Raw genomic sequence first — 25,894 nt, 5'->3', positions numbered from 1 at the left:
CCGCTACGGCGGCGCGTACGGACGGCGGTGCGTACGGCAAAGGGCCCCGGGAGAACGCTCGGTTCTCCCGGGGCCCTTTGCGACGCGTCCTGCGGCGTGCGGTGGCGTGGTCAGACCGCCGCCGTCTCCTCCGCCTCGGGCGAGCCCGGCTCCAGCTCCGCCTCCTCGGCGGCGTCCCTGGCCTCGCGCTGCGCGGGGATCTCGTCCGCCAGGCGGGTGGCCATCCGGGCCCGGCGGGCGTCGGCCTTGGCGCACAGGGCCTGGGCGGCCGCGTTGAAGCGCACCAGCGACGGCGGGTCGGACGGGCCCAGCAGATGCACCTTCAGCTGCGCGCGCGCGGCCACGTTGGTGTCCTTCGCCGGGTCGCGGACCGCTTCGAGGAGCGTGGTCAGACCCTTCGCCTTCGGGGTGAGGATGGTCGCGGCGCGCACCGTCGGGAAGCCCGCCTTGAACTCGGCCTCGGACAGCCCGCTGGTGTTCGCCACCGCGTACGGCTTCTCGCTCGTCAGGTAGTCCGAGACCACGCTCGAGACGTCGCTGATCAGCAGGTCCGACTGGTTGAAGCAGGCGAAGATGGCCGGCCGGGGGCCGGTGACGATCTGGTGCTCCCACACCGGCATCGACGCCCAGTAGGCGTTCTCCCAGGCCGTGGTGGCCGCCGTGACGACCGCGGCGCGGTCCTTGTCCGGGGCGCCCTGGAGCTTCATACGCTCGATCTCGTCCGCGCTGGGGCGGAAGGAGGTGCTGGTGAGGCGGTTGAGCTCGTCGGTGCGACGGGCCAGTTCGGCGGCGGCCTCCGGACCGGGCCGGTCGCCGCTCCGCTTGGTGTTCGCCTCGGCGATCATCGCCATGATGCGCTCGTTGGCGCGGCCCGCGCGCGGGTCGACCGAACCGGTCATCGGGTGCGGCTTGTACAGGAGGCGCACCTTGGGGTCGGCCAGCAGCTCGCGGACGATGTTCTCACCCGCCAGGATGACCGAGGTGTTGCCCGGGTTGCCGTCCCAGCCCTCCCAGGTGGGCGCGTACAGCACGGTGGTGAAGTCCTCCCCGCCGGCGCCGCCGAGCGCGCCGGTGGCCGCGGCCGCGTAGGGGCGGATCGGGGCCAGCTGCGGGCGGCCGACCTCGGCCACGTCCTTGTCCTCGACGCCGATGTCGGCGAGCTGGTAGCGCTCACGCGCCGCCGGACCCGCGACCCACACCTCGTCGTACGCCTTGGCGTACGGGTTGCAGCTGGAGAGCTTGTCGCTCTCGCCGTGGTTGATGAAGGCGTGCTTGATCGACGGGATGCGCAGGACCTGCGAGGTCTTGCCGGAGTTCGCCGGGTGGAGCAGCACCTTGAGCGTGGAGTGCTCGAGCCGCATCAGGTGCGCGACCTTGGGCAGGCACACGATCGGTACGTCCGTCGCGTCGATCTTCTGCACCATGAAGCGCTCGCGGAGCACGATGATCGGGTTGCCGTCGAGCGCGGCGAGCGTGGAGAGCCACATGTTCGCCTGGTACGCGGAGGTGGTGCCGCCGGAGAAGTACATGCCGACCGTCGGCTGGTACTCCGCCAGCCACTTGTCCAGCCACTCCAGCGCCTTGGCCTCGCCGGCCACGCGCTTGCTCGGCAGCAGCCAGGTGCCCAGGTGGACGGTGCCGGCGAGCGCGATCAGCAGGCCGACGGCCACGCCGATCCCGCCCCACCCGGCGTTCTTGGTGCCCGCGGTGACCAGCAGACCCGCGGTGACCGGGATCGACAGACGCACCAGCCGGCGGGCGTGCTGGCGGGCGAACAGCCGCGGCGGGGCGTCGCTCAGCCGCAGCGCCGACGCGTCGATGTTGCGGGTGACGAACGGCAGCTGGCGGGTGCGGCGGACCAGTATGGCCGCGGCCTGGCAGGCGAAGTGCGTCACATAGAACAGCAGCAGCCCGGCCGTCAGCGGCGCCTGCTCGTGCAGCGGGTCGATGCCGTCTATGCGCAGCAGTCCCACCAGGATGAGCATGTCCCGGAACAGCTGGCGCACCGTGACGTCGAGGCGGACCTTGCCCAGCAGCGACAGCAGTCCAGGTTGCTTGTGCTGCAGATAGAGATCGAGCGCGAGGCCACCCGCCGAGGCGGCGATCAGGAGGGGCACGTTCGGGAGCACGGCGCCGATGAGCTGTGTGGTGAAGAACACCAGCATCGCGAGCAGCGCAGCCAGCTGTACGGCCCGGCGGGGGGCGATTCCGGCAGAGGGCACGGGTTGAGCTCCTGGCAGGAGGACGAGGGAACTTTGATGGGGGGACCCCTGACCGTATGCCGCCGCCCGGCCCGGTGACAATCCGCGCCCGCGCCAACCATCTCGAATCGGGTCCAAAGGAGCCTCCCGAGGCCGCTCAGGCGGCCACCGGACGACTTCGAGGCGACTGCCGGGCAACTCACGGACGACCGGAGGGCGACCTGTGGACGGCCGTCGGGGCCTTCTTTCAGAGGTTCGTCGGGTGTTCGACGGGTCGGCGCGTCCAGGGGCTGAAATACGCGGGCATCCGGCGGCCCGGCTGACGTACATTGCGCGCTTGTCATGATGAGTGTGTAGAAAGAAGCGCTCTTCAGGGCGCGCACGACCAGGGGACGAGCAGGGGAGCGGTGTGAGCGAGCAGGACGGGTCGGCGGCGGTACGGGACGAGGTGGCCGCGGCCCGCAGGATCGTGGTCAAGGTCGGTTCGTCCTCCCTCACCACCGCGGCGGGAGGTCTGGACGCCGACCGGGTCGACGCGCTGGTGGACGTCCTCGCCAAATTCGTGGACGGCCCGGGCGGCCCGGGCGGCCTGGGCGGCCTGGGCGGTCCCGGCGGCTCCGGCGACGTGGAGGGCAAGGAGATAGTCCTGGTCTCCTCCGGCGCCATCGCCGCCGGCCTGGCGCCGCTGGGGCTCGAGCGGCGCCCGCGCGACCTGGCCCGCCAGCAGGCCGCCGCCAGCGTCGGCCAGGGCCTGCTGGTGGCCCGCTACACGGCCTCCTTCGCGCGCTACGGGCGCCGGGTCGGCCAGGTGCTGCTGACCACCGACGACACCAGCCGCCGCGCCCACTACCGCAACGCCACCCGCACCCTGGACCAGCTGCTGGCCATGGGGGCCGTGCCGATCGTCAACGAGAACGACACGGTGGCCACGGACGAGATCCGGTTCGGCGACAACGACCGGCTCGCGGCCCTGGTCGCCCATCTGGTGCGGGCCGATCTGCTGGTGCTGCTCTCCGATGTGGACGGCCTCTACGACGGGGATCCCCGTACCCCCGGCACCTCCCGGATCGCCGAGGTCACCGGCCCCAAGGACCTGGACGGCGTCTCGATCGGCAGCGCGGGCCGCTCCGGGGTGGGCACCGGCGGCATGGTCACCAAGGTCGAGGCGGCCCGGATCGCGGCTGCGGCCGGTGTTCCGGTGGTGCTGACCTCCGCCAGCCGGGCCGGTGACGCCCTGCTGGGCCGCCCTACGGGCACGTTCTTCCACCGCACCGGCCGCCGCTCCGCCGACCGGCTGCTGTGGCTGGCGCATGCCTCCGCCCCGCGCGGGGCGCTCACCCTGGACGACGGGGCGGTGCGGGCCGTGGTGGAGCGCCGTACCTCGCTGCTGCCGGCCGGTATCGCCGCAGTGGAGGGCGAGTTCACCGCGGGGGACCCGGTCGAGCTGCGCGACACCGAGGGGCGGGCCGTCGCCCGTGGGCTGGTCAACTTCGACGCCAAGGAGATCCCCCGGCTGATCGGGCGGTCGACGCGTGAGCTGGCCCGCGAGCTGGGTCCGGCGTACGAGCGCGAGGTCGTGCACCGGGACGACCTGGTCGTGTTGCACACATGATGCACACGTGACGGACGTCACTCAGGGGAGAGAAAATCCGACAAGTCCGTTCATTCAACGGAGAGCTTCCGGAAAATCGCCACGCGGCCTCCCGCGGACTGGTCAACTTTGTTGCACGGGGCCGCACCGGCAGTGGGCCCGTACATCGAACCGTGGGTAACCGCAGCGCAACACCGGCTCCGGCCGGTGCGTGAGCGGAGCAGCGAGCAACAGGAGGCCGCCGGTGAGACGAGGGCGCTCGGGGGCGCTGCCCAAAGAGGGGGCGCTGCCCAAAGAAGCTGTGGGGCGCACCCTGACCAGTGTCGGGACCGTGGGCGCGGGGGTGGGCGAGGCGCCCGGCGCGGTGGACGTGGCGGATGCGCCGGGCGTGCCCGGTGAGGCCACCCGGATGTGGCACGTCACCCTCAGCCTCTCGGGCGCGGAGGCCCCGCTGCGGGACGTCCGGCAGGCGCTCGAGCGGCTGGCGCATGACCATCCGTTCCTGCTGACCAGCCGCTATGCCAACGATCACGCCGAGATCCGCTACTGGGAAGAGGCCCGGGACCTGCATGACGCGGCGGCGGTCGCCCTGCGGCTGTGGGGCGAGCACCGGTCCACGGCCAAGCTGCCGCCCTGGGAGATCGTCGGCCTCGAGGTCATCGACCGCGAGACCTACCATCAGCGCATCGCGGAGGGGTACGGACCGCCGCCGGCCGCGCCGGTAGGGGTGCACCCATACTGACGGGGACTGGCAGGGACTGGCAGGGACCGACAGGGCCCCTATGTGGCCCGATGTGTCCTGATACGGCTCGGCCGTTCCCATCGTGAGAATTCCGTCTCGAAAGGCGGAACGACGGAGGGCATACGGCCGAGCGCTCAGTAGGCTTCACTTCATGACCAGCGCACCCACCTCGCCTCTCACCAACCCCTGGCCGAAGTCCCCGGTCCTCCAGACCGCCTACCGGGCCCGGGTCGCGGCCACCGACCTCGCCCCGCTGCCGCGCGCAGCCAAGGACGACGCGCTGCTCGCGATGGCCGACGCGCTCGAGGTGCGGACCAAGGAGATCGTCGAGGCCAACGCGGTGGACGTGGCGCGGGCGCGCGAGGCGGGCACGAGCGAGGCGATCATCGACCGGCTCACCCTCACCCCCGAGCGGGTGCGGGCCATCGCCTCGGACGTGCGCGACGTGGTGGCGCTGCCCGACCCGGTCGGCGAGGTGGTGCGCGGCTCGACCCTGCCCAACGGGATCGATCTGCGCCAGGTGCGGGTGCCGCTCGGCGTCGTCGGAATCATCTACGAGGCCCGGCCCAACGTCACGGTGGACGCGGCCGCGCTGTGCCTGAAGTCGGGCAACGCCGTGCTGCTGCGCGGCTCGTCGTCCGCGTACCACTCCAACACCGCGCTGGTGAAGGTCCTGCGCGACGCGGTCGGCGGGGCCGGACTGCCTGCGGACGCCGTGCAGTTGGTGCCGGGCGAGAGCCGGGATTCGGTGGCCGAGTTGATGCGCGCCCGCGGTCTGGTGGACGTGCTGATCCCGCGCGGTGGCGCATCGCTGATCCGTACGGTCGTCGAGCAGTCGACGGTCCCGGTCATCGAGACCGGCACCGGCAACTGCCACGTGTACGTGGACGCGCAGGCCGATCTCGACATGGCGGTCGAGATCCTGGTGAACTCCAAGGCGCAGCGGCCCAGCGTGTGCAACGCCGCCGAGACCCTGCTGGTCCATCAGGACATCGCGGCCGCGTTCCTGCCGCGCGCGCTGGACGCCCTGGCCGAGGCCGGGGTGACGGTGCACGGCGACGAGCGGGTGGTGGCCCTCGCGGAGCAGTTGGAGGGTTCCAAGGCCACGGTCGTCCCGGCGGTGGTGGAGGACTGGGAGACCGAGTACCTCTCGTACGACATCGCGGCGGCGGTCGTGGACTCCCTGGACGCCGCGGTGGCCCACATCCGGCTGTGGTCCTCCGGTCACACCGAGGCGATCGTCACCACGTCCCAGATGGCCGCCCGCCGCTTCACCCAGTTGGTGGACTCGACGACGGTCGCGGTGAACGCCTCCACCCGGTTCACGGACGGCGGCCAGTTCGGCTTCGGCGCCGAGATCGGCATCTCCACGCAGAAGCTGCACGCCCGCGGCCCGATGGGCCTGCCCGAGCTGACCTCGACCAAGTACATCGTCACCGGCGACGGCCACACCCGCTGAGCGGGATTCCCTGCTGCGGCATCCGCGTCGCATCCCCCATGTGGCGTCCCCCGATCGGGGGACGCCGCGGGCACTCGGGGGTACTCCGGTCGGGTGGACTTCTGCCGCTCCACTCCAGGTGCCTGTTCCCCCGAATAGCATTTCACCCTGCCCAAATTGACCCGTCCGGTCTACTCTGAATGGGTGCCGGACGATGTGGGAGGCAAGCCGTTCCCGGACGGTGACGAGCCCGAAGACCGCAGCCACGGGGAAGCGAACGACGAGTTCGCCACCGTGGTCTTCGACGAGGACTTCGTACGATCCGCCGCGATTCACGAACCCACCGCCATCGAGCGGATGCTGGCCGCCGCCCAGGCCCGCGCCGACGCCGAGGCGTCCCGCCGCCGCTCGGCCGGCGTCTCTCCCGAGGACGAGCTCTACGAGGACGGTTACGGCCCCGACGGCGACGCCGAGTTCGGATATGGCGTGTACGACGACGAGGCCGCCGATCCCGACACCGACCAGGCCGACGGATTCGGCCACGGCCGGGACGGCTACGGACCCTATGGCCCGTACGGCCGATACGGCAGCGCGGGGCGCCCCTACCGCGGCCACGCCCGCTGGCACCGCCCGGTGGCCTGGCTGCTGGCGATTCTGATGGGCATAGGGGTCGTCGCGCTGGCCTTCACGGCCGTCTACCGCGGCGCCTCAGGAAACCGCCAGGACCCGTCCCCGCCGCCCGCCACAAGCGGCGTCGACGCCACACCCGCCGACCGCCCGGGCTCCGTGCCCTCGGAGCCGTCGGAGCGGGCCTCGTCCTATGAGTCAGCTGGGGCCGCCGCCACGGACGAGCCGACCGGCGCCGCGACGACCGTGCCGCGCTCGCCGTAAGCGGAAGTTGTGGAGTATCACCGCGTTTACCGGCGCCCCTCGCGACCTACTCTTGAGATATGACCGGGCGTGGAAACCCTCCTGAGGGGACACCCGAGGGCGTCCCGGGAGGCGGTGACGACGAGTATCGCTCCGTCGTTTTCGACGAGTCGTTCGTTCGCGCTGCCCGGCTCCAGGAATTCTCGGCCCAGGAGCGCATGGGTGAACACGCCAGAGCGGTGCGCAGCCGGCACGCATGGGCTCGGGCGGGTGCCTCGCGCCAGGCCGTCATCCTGGTGCTGCTGATTGCCTTCGCCTTCGCCGCCGCCGTCTATCTGGGCGTGCGTCACCCTTACCAGAGCCCCCCGCCGCAGGCCGTCGAGCCACTGCGCAGCAGCGTGGTGCCGCTCGCGCCGCGCGGCCAGGTCCCCGGCGGGGAGCCCGCGGCCCTGTTCGAGAACAGCCCGGCCTCCGCGTTCGCCACCGGCGCCGCGGGCGTCACCCTGCCCGGTGCGCGGCGCACCCACAGCTTCTCCGAGAGCCAGGTGATGGGCGCGCTCACCACGGCCAAGGAATACATCGTCAAGTCGGCGCTCGACCCGGCCGTGCTGGCCGGCGGCGAGGCGCGGTCCGTACGGCTGCTGCTCGACCCGGACCAGCTCGACCAGTTCGACCGCAGCCTCGAGCACCCGGTCGACGACGGGCGGTACGCGGCCACCGGCTGGCTGAACCGCTTCAACCCGGCCGAGGCGGCGCTGGCCGCCCCGGCGGTACGGGTGCACGGCACCCTGACGGCCACCGAGCGGAGCACATCGACGCTGGAGGTCACCGCCGACCACACCTTCGTCTACGCCGTCAAGCGCCCCCATGAGGGAGGCACCGACCACGCCTCGCTGTTCACCGTGCGGCGCGAGACGCGGTTCCGCTTCGACCGCGACGATCTGCGCGACCACCACCTGGAGGTGGTGGTCAGCTCCGTGCTGGCGGGCCCGCAGGCATGCGCCGCGAATGCCGCCGGGTATCTGCGGCCGCTGCTGGCCGGGCAGAGCGCCAAGGGCGACGCACCGCCCGGTACGGACCCGTACAGCTCAGGCCGCTCCACGGCCTCCCTGTGCGGTGTCCTGTCCCCGGGGGCCCTGCCGCATCTGCCGGGTTCCGCTTCCTGACGCTGACGCCTCCCGGCGCCTGCTGACGGTTGCTGACGGTTACGGAAGGTCCGGCTCGGGACCGTCCTTGGGCGGGGTGTCGCCACCCGGGCCACCCGAGCCACCCGGGCCGTCCTTGGGCGGCTCCTTGGCGGCCGAGGCGCCCCCGGTGCCGGTGAACTTCTCGCGCAGCTTGCTGCCGAGGTCCCCCGCGCCGCCCGCCACATCCCGTACGAACGCCATCAGCGGGTCCTTGCTGCCGCGCACCGACTCCGCGTAGTGGTTCGCCGACTCCCTGAAGGAGTCGCTGACCGAGGTGTTCTTGTCCTCGTCGCGCCGCGCGTAGTGACCGTCCATGATCCGCTGGTAGTCGCGCCCGGCGGCCCATTTCTTCAGCTCGGCGGCGCGCACGGTGGTGAACGGATGGCTGCGCGGCAGCATGTTCAGGATCTTGAGTACGGAGTCGCGCAGATCGCCGCCCGCCTCGTACTCCTCCGCCTGCTCCAGGAAGGCGTCCACATTCATCTCGTGCAGATGGTGGCCGCCCGCGAGCTTCATCAGCCCGCGCATCGACGCCTTCAGGTCCTGCCCCACCAGCAGCCCGGCCCGGTCCGCCGACAGCTCCGACTTGCGGAACCACTCGCGCAGCGCCGTCACCACGGCCATCACCGCGACATTGCCGAGCGGTATCCAGGCGACCTTCATCGCCAGATTGGTCAGGAACAGCAGGATCGTGCGGTAGACGGAGTGCCCGGACAGCGCGTGGCCCACCTCATGGCCGACGACCGCCCGCATCTCCGCCTCGTCCAGCAGCTCGACCAGGCCGGTGGTGAGCACGATGATCGGCTCGTCCATGCCGATGCACATCGCGTTCGGCCGCGGGTCCTGTGTGACGTACATCGCGGGGACCTTGTCCAGGTCCAGGATGTAGCAGGCGTCCCGGAGCATGTCGTGGAGGTGCGCGAACTGCCGGTCGCTCACCCGCACCGAATCGGACAGGTACAGCAGCCGCAGGCTCCGCTCGGGCAGCAGCCCGCTCAGCGCCCTGAAGATCGTGTCGAAGCCGGTCAGCTTGCGCAGTGCGACCAGCGCGGACCGGTCGGCCGGATGCTCGTACGCACGCGAGGAGATGCCCGGGAACCGCCGCCGGTCACGCCCCGGCACCCGCTCCTGCCCGCCGCCCGCGCCGTGCCCGGCCCCAGGCGTGTTGCTGTCGCTCATCTGGCCCCCTCGCTGGACTGCTCGGTCCGTGCCCCAACCAGCCTAGGCCCTCGGCCGCGGCCCGCGGCGGGCAGCGCCGGGCCCGACACTGCCCGGGCTGGTGACGGCCTTCGGCCGGGGGAGGGTTAGCGTGGAGGCATGCCCGACATGACTGGTCTCACAGAAGCGCTCGCCGCCACCTCCAAGCACGAGGGAGGGCCCGGCGCGCTGCTGCGCATCGTCCTGGTGGTGGGCATCGTGGGCGCCGTGCTGCTGGCCTGGTTCCTGTTGCGCGGGTACAAGCAGGACTGAGATCCGGCTCGCATACGATGTGGCGGACGCACTTGCCCGCCTCGATCCGGATAGGTTCTGCCTGCGATGACCGCTCTCAGCACCGCGCACGCCACCCTGACGACCCTCGCCGCCGAGGGCGAGCACGTCGACAACCATCCGAGCATCAGCCCCTTCATGACCGGCGGCGGGGCCTTGGTGATCCTCCTCCTGCTGCTGTGGGTCACCACGCGCTTCAACCGGGACCGCTGACCGAGGTCACAGTCCCCATGGGTCCCGGCGCCGGGCCGGGCCCAGTAGGGTCTGCTCGCATGGGAGAGCAGATGGGCCACGTCAAGCGGCGACTCGGGGTGATGGGTGGGACGTTCGATCCCATCCACCACGGCCACCTGGTCGCCGCCAGCGAGGTCGCTTCACAGTTCCACCTCGACGAAGTGGTGTTCGTGCCGACCGGGGAGCCGTGGCAGAAGAGCCACAAGAAGGTGTCCCCGGCCGAGGACCGCTATCTGATGACGGTGATCGCGACGGCCTCGAACCCCCAGTTTTCGGTCAGCCGCATCGACATCGACCGGGGCGGCCCCACGTACACCACGGACACGCTGCGCGATCTGCGCGCGTTGAACAGTGACGCGGACTTGTTCTTCATCACCGGCGCGGACGCGCTGGCCCAGATCCTCACCTGGCGGGACGCCGAGGAGCTGTTCTCGCTCGCGCACTTCATCGGGGTGACCAGACCCGGCCACATACTGGCCGATCCGGGGCTGCCGGAGGGCGGGGTGTCGCTGGTCGAGGTGCCGGCGCTGGCGATCTCCTCCTCGGACTGCCGCGCGCGGGTCGCACACGGCGAGCCGGTCTGGTATTTGGTGCCGGACGGCGTGGTGCGCTACATCGACAAGCGCGAGTTGTACCGGCACGACTGCTGAAGGGGCACCGGTGAACGACCGACAGGACCCGTACGACCCGTACGCGCGGGATTCCTATCCCCAGGACCCGCAGATCTACGGCTACGACGCCTATGGCCGGCCGGTGTACCAGCCGCAGGACGCGCAGCAGGGCTACGACCCGTATGCGCAGGGGCAGCCGCCGCAGCAGCCGCCGCAGGAAGGTTACGGCTACGACCCGTACGCGCAGCAGCCGCAGCAGCCTTACGGGCAGGGGCAGGGGCAGCCCCAGTACGACCTGTACGCCGGGCAGCAGCAGTACCCGCACCAGCACGACCCACAGCAGCCGCAGCCGCAGCCGCCGCAGCAGCAGGGCTACGACTACGCCCCGTACGACACCTCGCAGGGCACCTCCTACGGCGCGGCCCCCTACGAGACGCCCTACGCCCCCGGCGGGCGCCCGAACGTCCCCCCGCAGCGCGACCCGGCGGCCCTCGCCCCGGCCCCGGCCCAGGCGCCGGGCGATGCGTACCAGGAGCCCGGCGCCTCCGAGCGTGAGCGGGCTCCCTCCCGGGCTGACGCCCGCACCAGCAGACAGGCCGACCGGCAGCCCGATGGGCAACCCGGCAAGCGGTCCGCGCAGCAGTCCGGCGGGAAGTCCGCCGAGCAGTCCGACGGCGAGGCGTACCGCACCGAGCAGTTCTCCTTCGTCGAGGAGCCGGACGAGGACTCCGAAGACGTCATCGACTGGCTCAAGTTCGCCGAGACCCGCAGCGAGCGGCGCGACGAGCGCAAGCGCAAGGGCCGCAACCGCCTGGTGGCGCTGGTGGTGGTCATGGTCCTGGCCGTGGTGGGCGGGGTCGGTTACCTCTGGTACGCGGGCAAGCTGCCGGGCCTGTCCGACGACGAGCAGGGCACCGCCGCCGCCGGGGGACCGCAGAAGCGCGATGTGATCGTGGTCAATCTGCGCGAGACCAAGGGCGGGCGCACCTCCACCGCGCTGCTGGTCGACAACGAGACCACCAAGCGGGGCACCACCGTCCTGCTGCCGAACGCGCTCGCCCTGTCCACCGAGGACGGCGGCCCGACCACCCTGGGCAAGTCGGTGGTCGACGAGGGCTCCGACGCCACCCGTGAGTCCCTGAGCACGCTGCTCGGCTCGCGGATCCAGGGCACCTGGCGGCTGGACACCCCGTATCTGGAGAACCTGGTCGAGCTGGTCGGCGGCATCACCCTCGACGCCGACGCCACCGTCCCGGGGGCGGCGAAGGGCGACGACCCGCTGGTCGAGCGGGGCAAACAGCGCGATCTGGGCGGCGAGGCCGCCGTCGCGTACGCCACCTACCGCGGACAGGGCGAGACGCAGACCAAGCAGCTCGCGCGCTTCGGGCAGGTCATGCACGCGGCGCTGAAGAAGATCTCCAGCGATGAGGACGGCGCCACGAACACCGTGGAGTCGCTGGCCCAGATCCCGGACCCGTCGCTGAGCGAGAAGGCGCTCGGCGCGTCGCTGGCCCGGCTGGCCGAGCAGGCCAAGGGCGGTTCGTACGACACCACCATGCTGCCGGTCCAGCCGGACGGCACGCTCAGCGAGGAGTCCACCGACAAGGTGGTCAAGACCATCCTCGGCGGCGCGGTCAAGAACACCGACCAGGAGACGGCCTCGCGGGTCAGCGTGAAGAACGCGGGCTCGGCGCCGGGCGCGGCCAACGAGGCCCAGGTCACCCTGGTCAACGGCGGCTTTACGGTCGTCGGCGCCACCGAGCAGGGCGGCACTCCGCAGGCGGCCTCGCGGGTGCTGTACGCGGACGCGAAGCAGGCCGCCCAGGCCAAGGAAGTCGCGAAGACGCTCGGGCTTGCCGCCACCGCCGCGAAGAAGGGCAAGGTCGCCTCGAACGCGGACATCACGGTCCTCCTCGGCCCGGACTACAAGCCGAAGAGCTGACCGGGCGGCGAGCGGCCGGACGGGGTGACGGTGGGGCGTGAGACCCTTGGGGTATCACGTCCCACCGACTGAAAGCCTTGCCTGTGACCGCCACTGACCGCTCCATCGAGCTCATCAACGCCGCCGCTCAGGCGGCCGCCGACAAGCTCGCGCACGACATCATCGCGTACGACGTCAGCGATGTGCTCTCGATCACCGACGCCTTCCTGCTCGCCTCGGCTCCCAACGACCGCCAGGTCAAGTCGATCGTCGACGAGATCGAGGAGCGGCTGAACAAGGAGCTGGGCGCCAAGCCGGTGCGCCGCGAGGGCGACCGCGAGGCCCGCTGGGTGCTGCTGGACTACGTGGACATCGTGGTCCACGTCCAGCACAGCGAGGAGCGCGTCTTCTACGCCCTGGAGCGGCTGTGGAAGGACTGCCCGCAGCTGGAGCTGCCCGCCGACGCCAAGGCCACCCGCGGTAAGGCGGAGGAGTACGCGAAGGCGCAGGCTGTCGACGGCGGACTGGACGGTGAGCTGCGCTGAACGGCTCGCAGGGCGGCCGTGGCCGCCGCATAGTCCTGTGGCGCCACGGCCAGACGGCCTGGAATCTCGAGCGCCGCTTCCAGGGGACCACGGATATCGAGCTGACCGAGACGGGTGTCGTACAGGCGCGCCGCTCGGCCCGGCTGCTGGCCGCGCTGAAGCCGCACGCCATCCTCGCCTCCGACCTCAGCCGCGCCAAGGCGACGGCCGCCGAGCTGGCCACCGTCACGGGCCTGGAGGTCAACTACGACGCGGGGCTGCGGGAGAGCTTCGCCGGGCAGTGGCAGGGGCTCACCCATGAGGAGATCACCGCGCGGTTCGGCGAGCAGTACGCGGCGTGGAAGCGCGGCGAGCCGGTGCGGCGCGGTGGCGGCGAGCTGGAGACCGAGGTGGCCGACCGGGCCGCGCCGGTCGTGGCGGAGGCCGCCGACAAGCTGCCCGACGGCGGCACGCTCGTCGTGGTCAGCCACGGCGGCACGATCCGCACCACCATCGGGCGGCTGCTCGGCCTCGACCCGAATTCCTGGGAAGCGCTCGGCGGGCTGTCCAACTGCTCCTGGTCGGTGCTGGGCGAGGGAGCGCGCGGCTGGCGGCTCCTGGAGCACAACGCCGGGTCGCTGCCGGAGCCGGTGCTCGGCGACGACGACTGAGCGGATTTCCGACGACTGGGCGGATTTCCTTTTCCGGCAGGTCACCGGCTAAGCTTCATCTCGTTCGAAGCGCTCCGGCGCGACGGAGAGCGGGGCTATAGCTCAGTTGGTAGAGCGCCTGCATGGCATGCAGGAGGTCAGGAGTTCAATTCTCCTTAGCTCCACAGAAGTTGGGCCACGACGATCCCGTTTCCCTCACAGGGAGGCGGGATTTTTCGTTTCCGCCTCCGCTGCCGCCGCCCACTCCGCCAGGATCTCGGAGACGTGCCGGGCGTGCCGGGGGCAGCCGATGAGCAGGTCGTCCATCGTGCGCAGCCGGTCAAGCAACAACCGGCTCTGCTCATCGCTCGGGGTGTAGACCACGACGCGGCTCTCCGGAGCGCCCTGGATCACCAGGGAGGTCGAGATCAGCCGCAGATCGCCGACCGAGGCGTGCCGTACGAGTTTGATCCGGGAGCCGGGCGGGGCGACATCCCCGCTGTGCCACATCCGGGCGAATTCCTTGCTGAGGCCCAGCAGGCGGTTGATGAAATCCTCCCAGGCGGGCTCGCCCACATGGCGGCCGTATGCGCCGCGCAGCGTCGCCACCATGAGCGGCAGTTCATTGGCCCGGTTGATGAACATGGAGCAGCAGCCGGGGTGGGAGAACAGCTGCCACAGCGCGTTCCGCTCGGTGCGGGGGGCTATCGCGAGCGACGGGAAGAGGCGCTTGTACGTGTCGTTCAGCGCCAGCAGGTCGTACCGGGCGTTGTAGACCACCGCCGGGAGCGGGTCGATCGCGTCGATGATGCCCTGCACCTCAGGGCGGACCGTCTGCGCCTCGTCCGCCAGGTCGGGGACGTACGGCACCTCGGCGAGGTGGTACAGGTGCTCGCGCTCGGCCTGGTCCAGGCGCAGGGTGCGGGCCACCGCGTCCAGCACCTGTGCGCTGGCGTTGATGGGACGGCCCTGCTCCAGCCAGGTGTACCAGGTCACGCCGACCCCGGAGAGCTGGGCGACCTCCTCCCGGCGCAGCCCCGGCGTGCGGCGGCGCAGACCCGGGGCCATGCCCACGTCGGCGGGCGTCACCCGGGCGCGGCGTATGCGCAGGAAGGCGGCCAGCTCCGGCCGCCGGCGGCGGGTGTTCACTGTCATCGTGCCATGGTCCCCGCCGCGGCGGGTGGCTGCCAGGTGCTGCCAGTACCAGCATCGGCGGGCTCTCGTTACCCGTACCGGCCCGGCTCCAGGCTCGATCCATGACACACACCACCCCGACCACTTCGGTGCCGCCCGGCGCGCTCGACGACACCGGTGGATCCAGTAAAAGCGATGCCACTGACAACCGGCCCCGGCCCCGGCGCCGGGCGCCGGGCCCCGGTCGGCTGCTCACGATCGTCCTGGTCGGGCAGCTCATGGCGGTGCTCGACGTCTTCATCGTCAACGTCGCCGCACCGGCCCTCAGCACCGATCTGCACGCCTCGGGCGCCGGGCTGCAGCTGATCGTCGCGGGCTACACGATCTCGTACGCCGTGCTGCTGATCACCGGCGCGCGGCTGGGCGCCCTGATCGGCCACCGGCAGGCGTTCCTCGCCGGGCTCATGGTCTTCACCGCCGCCTCGCTGGCCTGCGGGCTGGCCCCCGGGACGGGCGCGCTGATCGCCTTCCGGTTCATCCAGGGCGCGGGCGCGGCGGTGATGCTGCCGCAGGTGCTCAGCCTCATCCAGCGCACCTTCACGGGCGCTTCGCGGGCCCGTGCGCTCGGCGCCTATTCGGCGGTGCTGGCCTCCGGCGCGGCCGTCGGGCAGGTCCTGGGCGGGGCGCTGGTGCAGGCGGATCTGTTCGGGACCGGCTGGCGCCCGGTCTTCCTGGTGAATGTGCCGATCGGCCTTGCGCTGCTGGTCCTGGGACCGCGCTGGCTGGGCGGCGCCGAGGAGCGCCCGGCGGCGGGTGCGGGCGGCGGCGCGGCGGGGCGGTCCGGAACCCTGGACCTGACCGGTCTGCTGCTGCTCGCGGCGGCGGTGCTGCTGTTCACCGTGCCGTTGGTGCTCGGCCAGGAGCGTGGCTGGCCGCTGTGGGGCTGGGTCATGCTGGGCCTGAGCGCGGTCCTGGCGGCGGCCTTCGCCGCGTACGAGGCCCGGCTGGCCGGTCGTGGCGGGGCGCCGCTGATCTCGCCGCGGGTGGCGGGGGCGCCGGGCATGCCGCTGGCGATCGTGCGGATCGTGCTGGGAATGGCGGCCAACGGGGGCTTTCTGTTCGTGATGACGCTGCATGTGCAGGGTGGGCTCGGCTACAGCGCCCTGCGGGCCGGCTGCACCTTCGCGCCCACCGCCGTGGCGTTCGGCCTCGTCGGCCTCAACTGGCAGCGCCTTCCGTCGCGCTGGCAGCCCGTCACCGTACCGGCCGGATTCGTGCTGGCGGCCGTCTCGTTCGTCGGCGTCGGGCTGGCGCTGCGCGACGGGTCCGACGGCGGCGCCTGGCTGTTCGTCGCCCTCGTGGGCGTCGGGATGGGCCTCGCCTTCGCCTACAGCCCCGTGCTGACCCGGACCCTGGCGACCGTTCGGCCGCAGGACGCGGCGGACGCCAGCGGGGTGCTGGTGACATCCGCTCAACTCGGCCTGCTGAGCGGCGTCGCCGTTTTCGGCGCGGTCTTCCTGGGCCACGGGTCGGGCGTGGACGCCTCCGCGGACGCCCTGTGGGTGAGCTGTCTGGCGCTGGCGGGCGCGGCGCTGTGCGGAGCGATTGTTGGTCTGGTGATACGTGTGAGGTATCTCCGCTGACCTGGGCGCCCTCCCATGGCAGAATCGGCGGCCGGAGGGGGATCCCAAGGTCTTGGTGACAACGGCGGTGTTTCCTACGTGTGTACGGCCTGCGGCCACAGCTGGAGCTGAGTGAGATTGGGAGCACACAGCCGGAAGTGCGACTGGTGTGGCAGCGGGACGCCGATCGTGCGCGACATGGAACCGCTCAACCCCGACTACCAGTACTGGTGTGTGGAGTGCGCCCGGGCGCTCATCATCAAGGGCGACCCGATCGAGACGTACAGGGAGCTCGAAGGGGAGCCGATCTACGGACGGCTCCTCGACGAGCACTGCACCCTGAAGCGCTTCTACTCGTTCGCGACGGCATAAGGAAACCGATTTGGCAGACGGCCGTGGGGTCCGTGTAATGTAGGCGATGCCGCCGGGGGGACCGGGCGGAGCAAGACCTGGGGCTATAGCTCAGTTGGTAGAGCGCCTGCATGGCATGCAGGAGGTCAGGAGTTCAATTCTCCTTAGCTCCACAGTGTGAGTGAATGGGCGGGCCGTCCGGTGAGGACGGCCCGCCCATCGTCATGGGCCCGGGGCGTTGGCGACGAGTCCGGTCCGGCGGCAACCTCTGTGCGCGCCATTGGTGCCCTGCGGTAACCTGACCCCATGCGTGCCGTACGCCTTCTGCTTAGCGGGCCGCGCTGATCAGTCCCGACCGGTGATCCACCAGGGTCGGAATCGGCGCGGCGTCCCCTCCTGTGCGAGGGGTCTTTTTGTTTCAGACGCGACTGCTCGGATGCGACTGCGACGGAGAGTCGCCCGGTACCGCAGGCAGAGACGACCCGATGGAGCTTTGAGGACCATGAGCGAGACCAATGCCGCCGAGGCGGCCGCGCCGCACCGCTACACCGCCGCGCTGGCCGCCGACATCGAGGCCCGCTGGCAGGACTTCTGGGACGCGCAGGGCACGTACGACGCCGCCAACCCGAGCGGTGAGCTGGCAGGGGAGCCGGAGGCCGTGGCGCGGCCCAAGAAGTTCATCATGGACATGTTCCCGTACCCCTCGGGCGCGGGCCTGCACGTCGGCCACCCCCTGGGCTATATCGCCACCGACGTCTATGCCCGCTACCACCGCATGACGGGCCACAACGTCCTGCACACCCTGGGCTTCGACGCCTTCGGCCTGCCCGCCGAGCAGTACGCCGTGCAGACCGGCACCCACCCCCGGGTGAGCACCGAGGCCAACATCGAGAACATGCGGCGCCAGCTGCGCCGCCTGGGGCTGGGCCACGACCCGCGCCGCTCCTTCGCGACGATCGACCCGGACTACTACAAGTGGACCCAGTGGATCTTCCTGCAGATCTTCAACTCCTGGTACGACCAGGAGGCCGACAAGGCGCGCCCGATCGCCACCCTGGTCGAGCAGTTCGTCTCCGGTGAGCGGGCGACCCCGGACGGGCGCCCCTGGGCGGAGCTGACCGCCGTCGAGCGCGCTGACGTGCTGAGCGGCTACCGCCTGGCGTACGCCTCCGACGCGCCGGTCAACTGGTGCCCGGGCCTGGGCACCGTGCTGGCCAACGAGGAGGTCACCGCCGAGGGCCGCTCCGAGCGCGGCAACTTCCCGGTCTTCAAGGCCAACCTGCGCCAGTGGAACATGCGGATCACCGCCTACGCGGACCGGCTGCTGGATGACCTGGAGGCGCTGGACTGGCCCGAGGCCATCAAGCTGCAGCAGCGCAACTGGATCGGGCGGAGCGAGGGCGCCCGGGTGGACTTCCCGGTGGCGGACCACTCCGACGCCAAGATCACGATCTTCACCACCCGCCAGGACACCCTGTTCGGCGCGACCTATATGGTGCTGGCCCCCGAGCACGGCCTGGTGGACGCCATCGTCCCGGCCGCCTGGCCCGAGGGCACGCACGACGTGTGGACCGGCGGCCACAGCACCCCGGCCGAGGCCGTCGCCGCGTACCGCAAGCAAGCCGCCGCCAAGTCCGACGTCGAGCGGCAGGCCGAGGTCAAGGACAAGACCGGCGTCTTCACGGGCGCTTTCGCGATCAACCCGGTCAACGGCGACCGGGTGCCGGTCTTCATCGCCGACTACGTCCTGATGGGCTACGGCACCGGCGCGATCATGGCCGTCCCGGCGGGCGACCAGCGCGACTTCGAGTTCGCGCGCGCCTTCGAGCTGCCGATCCACTGCATCGTCGAGCCGACCGACGGCCGGGGCACCGACACCGCGACGTGGGTGGACGCCTTCGGGTCGTACGACGCGAAGATCATTAACTCGTCCAACGACGACATCTCCCTGGACGGCCTGGGCGTCGCCGAGGCCAAGGCCCGGATGGCCGAGTGGCTGACCGCCCGCGGCATCGGCGAGGGCACCGTCAACTTCCGGCTGCGCGACTGGCTGTTCAGCCGCCAGCGCTACTGGGGCGAGCCCTTCCCGATCGTCTACGACGAGGACGGCGTGGCCCACCCGCTGCCCGAGTCGATGCTGCCGCTGGAGCTGCCGGAGGTCGAGGACTACTCGCCGCGCACCTTCGACCCCGACGACGCCAACACCTCCCCGGAGACCCCGCTGTCCCGGAACGAGGACTGGGTCCATGTGGAGCTGGACCTGGGCGACGGCGCCGGGCCCAAGCGGTACCGCCGCGAGACCAACACCATGCCCAACTGGGCCGGCTCCTGCTGGTACGAGCTGCGCTACCTGGACCCGCACAACGCCGAGCGGCTGGTCGACCCGGACATCGAGCAGTACTGGATGGGGCCGCGCGAGGGGCAGCCGACCGGCGGCGTCGACCTGTACGTCGGCGGCGCCGAGCACGCCGTGCTGCACCTGCTGTACGCGCGCTTCTGGTCCAAGGTGCTGTACGACCTGGGCCACATCTCGTCGGCCGAGCCGTTCCACAAGCTGTACAACCAGGGCATGATCCAGGCCTTTGTCTACCGGGACAGCCGCGGTATCGCGGTCCCGGCGGCGGAGGTCGAGGAGCGCGACGGCGCGTACTACTACCAGGGCGAAAAGGTCACCCGTCTGCTGGGCAAGATGGGCAAGTCCCTGAAGAACGCCGTCACCCCGGACGAGATCTGCGCCGAGTACGGGGCCGACACGCTGCGGCTGTACGAGATGGCCATGGGGCCGCTGGATGTGTCGCGGCCCTGGGACACCCGCGCGGTGGTCGGCCAGTACCGGCTGCTGCAGCGCCTGTGGCGCAATGTGGTGGACGAGGCATCCGGCGAGGTCACCGTCGTGGACGCCGAGCCCGACGAGGCGACGCTGCGCGCCCTGCACAAGGCGATCGACGGCGTACGGCAGGACATGGTGAACCTGCGGTTCAACACCGCCATCGCCAAGATCACCGAGCTGAACAACCACGTCACCAAGGCCCGCGAGGTGCCGCGCCAGGTCGCCGAGGCCCTGGTGCTGCTGATCGCGCCGCTGGCCCCGCACGTCGCCGAGGAGCTGTGGCGCAAGCTGGGCCACGACACGTCGGTCGTCCACGAGCCCTTCCCGGTCGCCGACCCGGCGTATGTCGTCGACGAGACCGTGACCTGTGTGGTGCAGGTCAAGGGCAAGGTCAAGGCACGGCTGGAGGTCGCGCCCTCGGTCTCCGAGGAGGAGCTGGAGAAGCTGGCGCTGGGCGACCCCGCGGTGGTGGCCGCGCTGAACGGCGCGGGGATCCGGAAGGTGATCGTGCGGGCGCCGAAGCTGGTGAACATCGTCCCCGCGTGATGGCTGACCACTGACCGCTGGGGCGTCAGGGATTCCACCTACGGGTGGGTTGGGGGTTCGCCGGGAACCCGTGACCCACCCGTTGCGTTTACGGTGGGATGGGAAGACGACCGATGCCGTCGGCCGGAGCCGCCCGGCCCGCCGCCGCGAAGGAGCGCGCATGGAAGCCGTTGTCTGGATCCTGCTGCTTGTCTTCCTGCTCTTCGTCTCGGTGGGGGTCTACGCGGGCGTCCGGGCGGTGAAGGCGGCCAAGCGCGGTATCGACCGCACCGTCAGCCAGGCCCGCCGCACGGTGGAGGACACCAGGCTGCGGGCCAAGCAGTTCGTACAGCCCGGCCCGGCGGGCGAGCTCGCCGAGCTGCGCCTGTCGCTGCGCACTTCGATGCGGGCGACCCATGAGGTGCTGCGGGCGGGGGCGCCCCAAGATCCGTCGCTGTCCGAGGCGTTGGGCCTTTTCGAACGGCTCAGCGCCCATGGGCGGGAGCTGGACGAGGAGCTGAAGCGGCTGGAGCAGGAGCCGACCAGGACCCGCCTGGAGGCCCAGCTGCCCGAGCTCCGGGAGCGTACGGAGCGGATCACCCGCTCCGCGGACTCGCTGCGCTGGGCGGCACAGGACCGGGCGCAGCGGTTCGCCCGGGACGACCTGGACGCGCTGGACCGCGAGATCGAGGTCGAAGCGGGCGCGCTGCGGCACTGGGCGCCGGAGCCCGAGCCCTCCTCCCCAGCGGCTTCCGGGACCGCGGCGGGGCCCGCCGGGCCTGCCGCGCCCGCGCCCACGTCCGGCGAGCCGCCCCGGTCCATCAGTGGCCCCGGCTCCACGGCGGGGACGGACAGCTGGTGGCAGGCAGCGACATCACCGGCTGATGCCGCGGGGACACCGGCCGCCGACCCGGCGGGCGCGCGCCGTAAGAACACGACGTGACCTGATCATCCGGCGGGGTCGCGCTGTTCGCCCAGGCCATCCCCCGATAACCTCCCAGTCATGTCCCGCCATGTCGCGATCGTGACCGATTCCACGGCGTACCTTCCGCAGGAGGCCATGGAGCGGCACCACATCGTCTCGGTGCCGCTGACGGTGGTGCTCGAAGACCGGGCACTGGAGGAGGGGACCGAGATCTCGGCCCGGTCCCTCGCGCAGGCGTTGCAGAAGCGCAGACCGGTGACCACGTCCCGGCCCAGCCCGGCGATGTTCGCGGCCGCCTACCGCGCCGCCGCCGAGGCGGGCGCGACGGGGATCGTCTCCCTCCACCTGTCGGCCGAGTTCTCCGGCACATACGACGCAGCCGTGCTCGCGGCCCAGGACGCGCCCGTGCCGGTGCGGGTGGTGGACACCGGGATGGTGGCCATGGCGCTCGGCTTCTGCGCCCTCTCGGCGGCCGAGACCGCCGAGAGCGGCGGCACGCTGGACGAGGCGGTCGCGGCCGCCGAGAAGCGCGCCGAGAGCACGGCCGCCTACTTCTACGTCGACACCCTCGACTATCTGCGCCGCGGCGGCCGCATCGGGGCCGCCCAGGCGCTGCTCGGCTCGGCCCTCGCGGTCAAGCCGCTGCTGCAGCTGGACGAGGGCCGGATCGAGCTGCGGGAGAAGGTCCGCACCGCGTCCAAGGCCATCGCCCGGCTGGAGGAGATCGTGGTGGAGCGGGCCGGCCTGAGCCCCGTGGACATCGCGGTACAGCATCTGGCCGCGGGCGAGCGGGCGGCGGCCCTCGCGGAGCGGCTGCGCGAGCGGGTGCCCGGGCTCGAGGAGCTGTACGTGAGCGAGGTCGGCGCGGTGATCGGCGCCCACACCGGTCCCGGTCTGCTGGGCGCGGTGGTCTCGCCGCGCTAGCGGGGCGGGGAGAGGCCGGGTGCGCCCGTCCGGGTGACGGGGTTATCCACAACTGGTGGGTTATCCCCGGAAATTGAGGTGCGTCGGCGAGATCGGCCGAGGTCGCCTACGGTCAGGCGCATGGGAGCACGCTCACGCACAGTAACCACCCGGCCGGGCTCCGCCCGCCGTCACGACCGCCGCCCGCCCTCCGGCCCGGGCCGCCATCTGCTCCGCCGCCGCCCCGGCGTCGGTACGCGCCCGGCGGCGGCCGCGTACCACCGCCATGCGCGAGCGACCGCGCTCTTCCCCAGCGCACCACGAGTCACCGCTGCCACGCCCCAGCCGCCGCCGGGCGCCCGGGACGAGGCGAGCGAAGAGCGCACGGGTACCGGTACGGCGGACGTCACCAAGCCGGTCGAGGCAGCCAACGAGGCCGAAGCGGCTGAAGCAGCCAAAGCAGCCGGAGCGGCCGAGGCGGAAGCGGCCGCCGGCAACCCGGGGATGCCACGCCGCGACCGCCTGCGGCTGGCGCTGAAGGAGCGGCTGCCGCTGTGGCTTCAGCTCCGCTGCGGTATCGAACTGCGGACCCTGGCCGCGCTGGCCGTCGCACTGCTCGTCGCGGCAGCGTTCGCGGCGTACCACTTCTTGACCGGCCGACCGCAGACGGTCGCGGCACCGCCCCCGGAGCCGCCGCGCCCGGCGGCCTCCGAACCGGCTTCGGCTCTGGCTCCGTCGCCCGGGGCGGGGCCTACGGCGGGGCCGGGGCCGGGGTCGGTCGTGGTGGATGTATCGGGCAAGGTCCGCGACCCGGGGGTGCATCGGCTGCGATCGGGTTCGAGGGTCGCCGACGCGCTGAAGGCGGCCGGAGGGACCCGGCCGGGCGCGGATCTCAGCGGGCTGAACCGGGCCCGTGTCCTGGCGGACGGCGAGCAGATCGTGGTCGGCACGCCCCCTGCCCTGCCCCCCACTGGCGGCGGCCCCGCCGTCACGGCCGAGTCGGGCGGCGCGGGCCCGGCGCCCGCCGGGCCGGTCAGCCTGAACTCCGCCACCGTCGACCAACTGGACACCCTTCCCGGGGTCGGCCCCGTGCTGGCCCGGCACATCCTCGACTACCGCACCCAGCACGGCGGTTTCCGCTCCGTCGACGAACTCCGCGAGGTCAACGGGATCGGCGACCGCCGATTCGCCGACCTCCGCCCGCTGGTCCGCCCATGACACCCCGACAGGCCCCGCGCCCCCGCGCCCCGGTGCACGCCGAGGCCGCCTCCCCACGCGGAGCCTCCGCCCCACGCCAGGAGGGCCCGCCCGACTTACGCCTCGTACCACCTGCCCTCGCCGCCTGGCTTGCGGCGGCCCTCGCCCTCGGGGCGTCCGGCCGCACGGTGGCTCTGGCCTGCGCGGGAGCATGCCTCGCCGCAACGGCCCTGATGTGGGCCACCCACCGCCCCCGGGCGGCCGCCCCACCCCCGCCCAACACTCCGCCGCGGTCCACGCCCCCCGCCCCGCCCCGATGCGCCACCCGAGGCCCGGGCAGGGCCCAGGGCACAGCCTCGCGAGCGGGACCGACAGGTCGCTGCGAAGCGGGAGGTGTGGCGTCCGCGGGAGGCGGGGCAGCGCGGGGAGGCGCGGCGCCCTCGGGAGCTGTAGCGGCCCCGGGAAGCGCGGCTGTCCCGGGGACTGCGGGCGTCCCGGAAGGCCCAGCCGCCCCGGGAGAGGTAGCCGCTCCGGAAGTCGTAGCAGCCCCAGCAGCTGCAGACGGTCCGGGAACGGTTGCAGCCCAGGGAGGCGGGGCCGCGTCGGCGGCCGGGGCGCGGTGGCGTGGGCTTCGGGGGAGCGTGGCTGCGGCGTTGGTGTGCGGGGCTGCGGCGGCTGCCGTGGCCTGGGCGCATGGGGCGGATGTGCGGCGGGGGCCGGTGCCGTCGCTGGCCCGGGTGTACGCCGGGGCTTCCGTCGAGCTGACTGTCACGGGCGATCCGCGCCTCACCCGTCCCCGGGTGCGGGGCGCCGCGCCCGCGCCCGTGTCCATGGTGCTGGAGGCGGAGGCCACTCGTGTGGCCGCCGACCACGGCGGCTCGGCGGCCACCACCCGCGCTCCCGTCCTCGTGATCGCCCAGCCACGGCCGCAGCAGCAGGCCGCGTGGCTGCGGCTGTTGCCCTCCACGCGCCTGCGCGTCCACGGCCGTCTCGCCCCGCCGATGCGCGACGGCGACCGCATCGCCGCCGTGGTGCGTGTCAACGGCGGCGGGGCGCCGCAGATCGTCGCGGGGCCCACCGCGGCCCAACGCGTGGCCGGGCGGCTGCGGGGCGGTCTGCGGGCCGCGACCGACGGGCTGGCCCCGGACGCGCGGGCGCTGCTCCCGGGGCTTGTGGTGGGGGACACCTCACGGGTGTCGCCGGATCTCGAAGAGGCATTCCGGGCCGCGGACATGACGCATCTGCTGGCGGTCAGCGGAAGCAATTTGTCGGTGATCCTCGTGCTGCTCATCGGACCGCCCCACCTCGCCGCCCGGGCCGAGCGGCGCGGGCTCGCCGCCCGGCTGGGCATCCCGCTGCGGATGACCGCGTTGCTCGGCGGTGGGCTCACGCTCGGCTTCGTCATCGTCTGCAGACCCGACCCCAGCGTGCTGCGCGCAGCCGCGTGCGGGCTGATCACCCTGCTGGCCATCGCCACCGGCCGCCGCCGGTCCCTGCTGCCGGCCCTGGCCGCCGCCGTCCTGGTACTGGTCCTCTACGACCCCTGGCTGGCGCGGAGCTACGGTTTTCTGCTCTCCGTGCTGGCCACGGGCGCGCTGCTCACCCTCGCTCCGGGGCTCGGTGTCGCCCTGCGGCGGCGCGGACTGCCGCCGCGGCCCGCCGAGATGCTGGCCGCGGCCGTAGCGGCCCAGGCGGTGTGCGCGCCGGTGGTCGTGGTGCTGGCCGGCCGGGTGAGTCTGGTGGCGATCCCCTGCAATCTGATCGCCGAGCTCGCGGTCGCCCCCGCCACGATCCTCGGCTTCGCCGCCCTCGCGGCGGCCCCGTTCGCGTTCCCGGTCGCCGAGTGCCTGGCCTGGCTGGCGGGTTGGCCGGCCGGGTGGATTGCCTCCGTGGCTCGCGCGGGCGCGGGGCTGCCCGGGGCGGAGCTGGCCTGGCCGGGCGGCTGGGCCGGCGGGCTGCTGCTGGCCGCCGTCACCGCCGTCGCCGTGCTCACTGGCCGCCGCCTGCTGGGGCACCGGCTGCTGTGCGCGCTCTGCGCGCTGCTCCTGCTGCTCGTACTCATCCGCCCGGCTCCACTGGCCCGCGTCATCTCCGGCTGGCCACCGCCCGGTTGGCGCCTGGTGGTCTGCGATGTCGGCCAGGGCGACGCGCTGGTCCTCTCGGCCGGCCCCGGTACGGCCGTCGTCGTGGACACCGGGCCTGAGCCGCGCGCCGTGGACCGCTGTCTGCGGAGGCTGGGCGTGGTCCGTATTCCACTGCTCGTTCTCACCCACTTCCACGCCGACCATGTGGCAGGGCTGAGCGGCGCGTTGCGCGGCAGGGCGGTGGGCGCGATCGAGACGACGCCCCTGAGGGACCCGCCGGATCAGGCCGAGTCCGTGCGCCGCCGGGCCGGGGTGGCGCATATCCCGATGATCACCGCCGCACCGGGGGAGCGCCGCCGGGTCGGCTCCCTGTCCTGGGAGGTGCTGTGGCCGCCGCCCGCGGCCGTGCGCTCCGCGGAGGGACGAGGCGCGGCCGTATCGCCCGCGCTGGGGCAAGGCGCGGCCGGGCCGCCTGTCGAGGGCCCGAACGACGCGAGCGTCACGCTCCTGGTCCGCACGGCGGGCCTGACCTTCCTCCTCCTGGGCGATCTCGAACCACCCGCACAGAGCGCTCTGCTGGCCGCCCACCCCACGCTGCCCGAGGTGGACGTCCTCAAGGTCGCCCACCACGGTTCCGCCTACCAGGACCCGGGCCTGCTCCGCCGTGTGAGCCCGCGCCTCGCGCTGATCAGCTGTGGTGCGGACAACCCGTATGGCCACCCATCCCCCCGAACCGTCGCCGCCCTCCGCGCCCAGGGCGCCGCCGTTCTGCGTACCGACTCCGCCGGTCCGATCGCGATCACCGGCCCGGACCTGAGGGCGGCGGTCAGATGACGCGGGTCACGCTCGGCGGTGGCGGGTGGCCA

General features: G+C 72.3%; 21 protein-coding genes and 2 tRNA genes. 20 read left to right on the top strand and 3 right to left on the bottom strand.

Going from position 1 to position 25,894, the window contains the following annotated elements; translation table 11 throughout:
* Positions 1-110: 110 nt before the first annotated feature.
* Positions 111-2,222: a hypothetical protein gene (locus ACFV2X_RS03125; protein WP_385610692.1), complete on the bottom strand. Its 2,112-nt coding sequence runs from the start codon at positions 2,220-2,222 to the stop codon at positions 111-113.
* A 388-nt stretch (positions 2,223-2,610) separates the two neighbouring features.
* Between ACFV2X_RS03125 and proB the strand changes: the two genes are divergently transcribed.
* The 5 genes from proB (at position 2,611) to ACFV2X_RS03100 (ending at position 8,008) form a co-directional block, all read left to right on the top strand.
* On the top strand, positions 2,611-3,813 hold the full coding sequence (proB, locus tag ACFV2X_RS03120; RefSeq protein ID WP_385610689.1) for a glutamate 5-kinase: 1,203 nt from the start codon (positions 2,611-2,613) through the stop codon (positions 3,811-3,813).
* 223 nt (positions 3,814-4,036) lie between these two features.
* Entirely contained in the window at positions 4,037-4,534 is a 498-nt protein-coding gene (locus ACFV2X_RS03115; RefSeq protein ID WP_385610686.1) for a hypothetical protein, read from the top strand.
* Between the two features lie 151 nt (positions 4,535-4,685).
* A complete protein-coding gene (locus ACFV2X_RS03110) occupies positions 4,686-5,993 on the top strand; it encodes a glutamate-5-semialdehyde dehydrogenase (RefSeq protein ID WP_385610682.1) in 1,308 nt (435 codons plus the stop codon).
* 183 nt (positions 5,994-6,176) lie between these two features.
* The gene (locus tag ACFV2X_RS03105) at positions 6,177-6,863 is read left to right on the top strand and encodes a hypothetical protein (RefSeq protein ID WP_385610679.1); all 687 of its coding nucleotides are present in this window, start codon (positions 6,177-6,179) and stop codon (positions 6,861-6,863) included.
* Between the two features lie 59 nt (positions 6,864-6,922).
* Positions 6,923-8,008: a hypothetical protein gene (locus ACFV2X_RS03100; protein ID WP_385610677.1), complete on the top strand. Its 1,086-nt coding sequence runs from the start codon at positions 6,923-6,925 to the stop codon at positions 8,006-8,008.
* Between the two features lie 39 nt (positions 8,009-8,047).
* On the opposite strand, the gene ACFV2X_RS03095 is transcribed toward ACFV2X_RS03100, so the two are convergent.
* Positions 8,048-9,208, bottom strand: coding sequence for a M48 family metallopeptidase (locus ACFV2X_RS03095; protein WP_385610674.1), 1,161 nt, complete (start codon positions 9,206-9,208; stop codon positions 8,048-8,050).
* A gap of 138 nt (positions 9,209-9,346) precedes the next feature.
* Here ACFV2X_RS03095 and ACFV2X_RS03090 point away from each other — a divergent pair, with 138 nt between their 5' ends.
* The 7 genes from ACFV2X_RS03090 to ACFV2X_RS03060 all read left to right on the top strand — a co-directional run bounded on the left by ACFV2X_RS03090 (position 9,347) and on the right by ACFV2X_RS03060 (position 13,642).
* Entirely contained in the window at positions 9,347-9,499 is a 153-nt protein-coding gene (locus tag ACFV2X_RS03090; RefSeq protein WP_385611511.1) for a hypothetical protein, read from the top strand.
* A 66-nt stretch (positions 9,500-9,565) separates the two neighbouring features.
* Positions 9,566-9,730 carry a hypothetical protein gene (locus ACFV2X_RS03085; RefSeq protein WP_014179706.1) on the top strand — a complete coding sequence of 55 codons (165 nt, stop codon included), beginning with the start codon at positions 9,566-9,568 and terminating at the stop codon, positions 9,728-9,730.
* Positions 9,731-9,747: 17 nt separating this feature from the next.
* Positions 9,748-10,401 (top strand): nicotinate-nucleotide adenylyltransferase, encoded by a 654-nt coding sequence (gene nadD, locus ACFV2X_RS03080; RefSeq protein WP_385610670.1) that lies wholly within the window; start codon positions 9,748-9,750, stop codon positions 10,399-10,401.
* Between the two features lie 10 nt (positions 10,402-10,411).
* Positions 10,412-12,304 (top strand): LCP family protein, encoded by a 1,893-nt coding sequence (locus tag ACFV2X_RS03075; RefSeq protein ID WP_385610667.1) that lies wholly within the window; start codon positions 10,412-10,414, stop codon positions 12,302-12,304.
* An 83-nt stretch (positions 12,305-12,387) separates the two neighbouring features.
* Positions 12,388-12,828: a ribosome silencing factor gene (rsfS, locus tag ACFV2X_RS03070; protein WP_089506773.1), complete on the top strand. Its 441-nt coding sequence runs from the start codon at positions 12,388-12,390 to the stop codon at positions 12,826-12,828.
* Positions 12,825-13,478, top strand: coding sequence for a histidine phosphatase family protein (locus tag ACFV2X_RS03065; protein WP_385611464.1), 654 nt, complete (start codon positions 12,825-12,827; stop codon positions 13,476-13,478). The genes rsfS and ACFV2X_RS03065 overlap by 4 nt, the downstream gene beginning before the upstream one ends.
* Positions 13,479-13,569: 91 nt before the next feature.
* A tRNA-Ala gene (locus ACFV2X_RS03060) sits at positions 13,570-13,642 on the top strand.
* A gap of 31 nt (positions 13,643-13,673) precedes the next feature.
* Here ACFV2X_RS03060 and ACFV2X_RS03055 read toward each other — a convergent pair.
* Positions 13,674-14,612, bottom strand: a complete 939-nt coding sequence (locus ACFV2X_RS03055; protein ID WP_385610663.1) for a helix-turn-helix transcriptional regulator — start codon at positions 14,610-14,612, stop codon at positions 13,674-13,676.
* A 101-nt stretch (positions 14,613-14,713) separates the two neighbouring features.
* Between ACFV2X_RS03055 and ACFV2X_RS03050 the strand changes: the two genes are divergently transcribed.
* The 8 genes from ACFV2X_RS03050 (at position 14,714) to ACFV2X_RS03015 (ending at position 25,862) form a co-directional block, all read left to right on the top strand.
* Positions 14,714-16,234 (top strand): MFS transporter, encoded by a 1,521-nt coding sequence (locus tag ACFV2X_RS03050; protein WP_385610660.1) that lies wholly within the window; start codon positions 14,714-14,716, stop codon positions 16,232-16,234.
* 117 nt (positions 16,235-16,351) lie between these two features.
* Entirely contained in the window at positions 16,352-16,585 is a 234-nt protein-coding gene (locus ACFV2X_RS03045) for a hypothetical protein (protein ID WP_065959277.1), read from the top strand.
* 79 nt (positions 16,586-16,664) lie between these two features.
* Positions 16,665-16,737, top strand: a tRNA-Ala gene (locus tag ACFV2X_RS03040).
* Positions 16,738-17,066: 329 nt separating this feature from the next.
* Positions 17,067-19,940 carry a leucine--tRNA ligase gene (gene leuS, locus ACFV2X_RS03035; protein ID WP_385610656.1) on the top strand — a complete coding sequence of 958 codons (2,874 nt, stop codon included), beginning with the start codon at positions 17,067-17,069 and terminating at the stop codon, positions 19,938-19,940.
* A 160-nt stretch (positions 19,941-20,100) separates the two neighbouring features.
* The gene (locus tag ACFV2X_RS03030) at positions 20,101-20,862 is read left to right on the top strand and encodes a hypothetical protein (RefSeq protein WP_385610653.1); all 762 of its coding nucleotides are present in this window, start codon (positions 20,101-20,103) and stop codon (positions 20,860-20,862) included.
* A 60-nt stretch (positions 20,863-20,922) separates the two neighbouring features.
* On the top strand, positions 20,923-21,768 hold the full coding sequence (locus ACFV2X_RS03025) for a DegV family protein (protein WP_385610650.1): 846 nt from the start codon (positions 20,923-20,925) through the stop codon (positions 21,766-21,768).
* Positions 21,769-21,888: 120 nt separating this feature from the next.
* Complete coding sequence (locus ACFV2X_RS03020; RefSeq protein WP_385610647.1) at positions 21,889-22,965, top strand: helix-hairpin-helix domain-containing protein; 1,077 nt, start codon at positions 21,889-21,891, stop codon at positions 22,963-22,965.
* Positions 22,966-23,339: 374 nt separating this feature from the next.
* Entirely contained in the window at positions 23,340-25,862 is a 2,523-nt protein-coding gene (locus ACFV2X_RS03015) for a ComEC/Rec2 family competence protein (RefSeq protein ID WP_385610645.1), read from the top strand.
* Positions 25,863-25,894: the final 32 nt, after the last annotated feature.

The organism is Streptomyces sp. NPDC059679 (assembly GCF_042734105.1).
Lineage (GTDB): Bacteria > Actinomycetota > Actinomycetes > Streptomycetales > Streptomycetaceae > Streptomyces.
The sequence above is the reverse complement of the archived record's forward strand: the minus strand, read 5'-3'. Positions and strand labels throughout refer to the sequence as shown.

Excerpts from the sequence above, each read along its gene's own strand:
- nadD (WP_385610670.1), top strand. The coding sequence starts at position 9,748 with ATGGGTCCCGGCGCCGGGCCGGGCCCAGTAGGGTCTGCTCGCATGGGA.
- ACFV2X_RS03055 (WP_385610663.1), bottom strand. The coding sequence starts at position 14,612 with ATGACAGTGAACACCCGCCGCCGGCGGCCGGAGCTGGCCGCCTTCCTG.
- ACFV2X_RS03085 (WP_014179706.1), top strand. The coding sequence starts at position 9,566 with ATGACCGCTCTCAGCACCGCGCACGCCACCCTGACGACCCTCGCCGCC.
- ACFV2X_RS03100 (WP_385610677.1), top strand. The coding sequence starts at position 6,923 with ATGACCGGGCGTGGAAACCCTCCTGAGGGGACACCCGAGGGCGTCCCG.
- ACFV2X_RS03090 (WP_385611511.1), top strand. The coding sequence starts at position 9,347 with ATGCCCGACATGACTGGTCTCACAGAAGCGCTCGCCGCCACCTCCAAG.
- leuS (WP_385610656.1), top strand. The coding sequence starts at position 17,067 with ATGAGCGAGACCAATGCCGCCGAGGCGGCCGCGCCGCACCGCTACACC.
- ACFV2X_RS03020 (WP_385610647.1), top strand. The coding sequence starts at position 21,889 with ATGGGAGCACGCTCACGCACAGTAACCACCCGGCCGGGCTCCGCCCGC.
- ACFV2X_RS03095 (WP_385610674.1), bottom strand. The coding sequence starts at position 9,208 with ATGAGCGACAGCAACACGCCTGGGGCCGGGCACGGCGCGGGCGGCGGG.
- ACFV2X_RS03110 (WP_385610682.1), top strand. The coding sequence starts at position 4,686 with ATGACCAGCGCACCCACCTCGCCTCTCACCAACCCCTGGCCGAAGTCC.
- ACFV2X_RS03050 (WP_385610660.1), top strand. The coding sequence starts at position 14,714 with ATGACACACACCACCCCGACCACTTCGGTGCCGCCCGGCGCGCTCGAC.
- ACFV2X_RS03030 (WP_385610653.1), top strand. The coding sequence starts at position 20,101 with ATGGAAGCCGTTGTCTGGATCCTGCTGCTTGTCTTCCTGCTCTTCGTC.
- ACFV2X_RS03025 (WP_385610650.1), top strand. The coding sequence starts at position 20,923 with ATGTCCCGCCATGTCGCGATCGTGACCGATTCCACGGCGTACCTTCCG.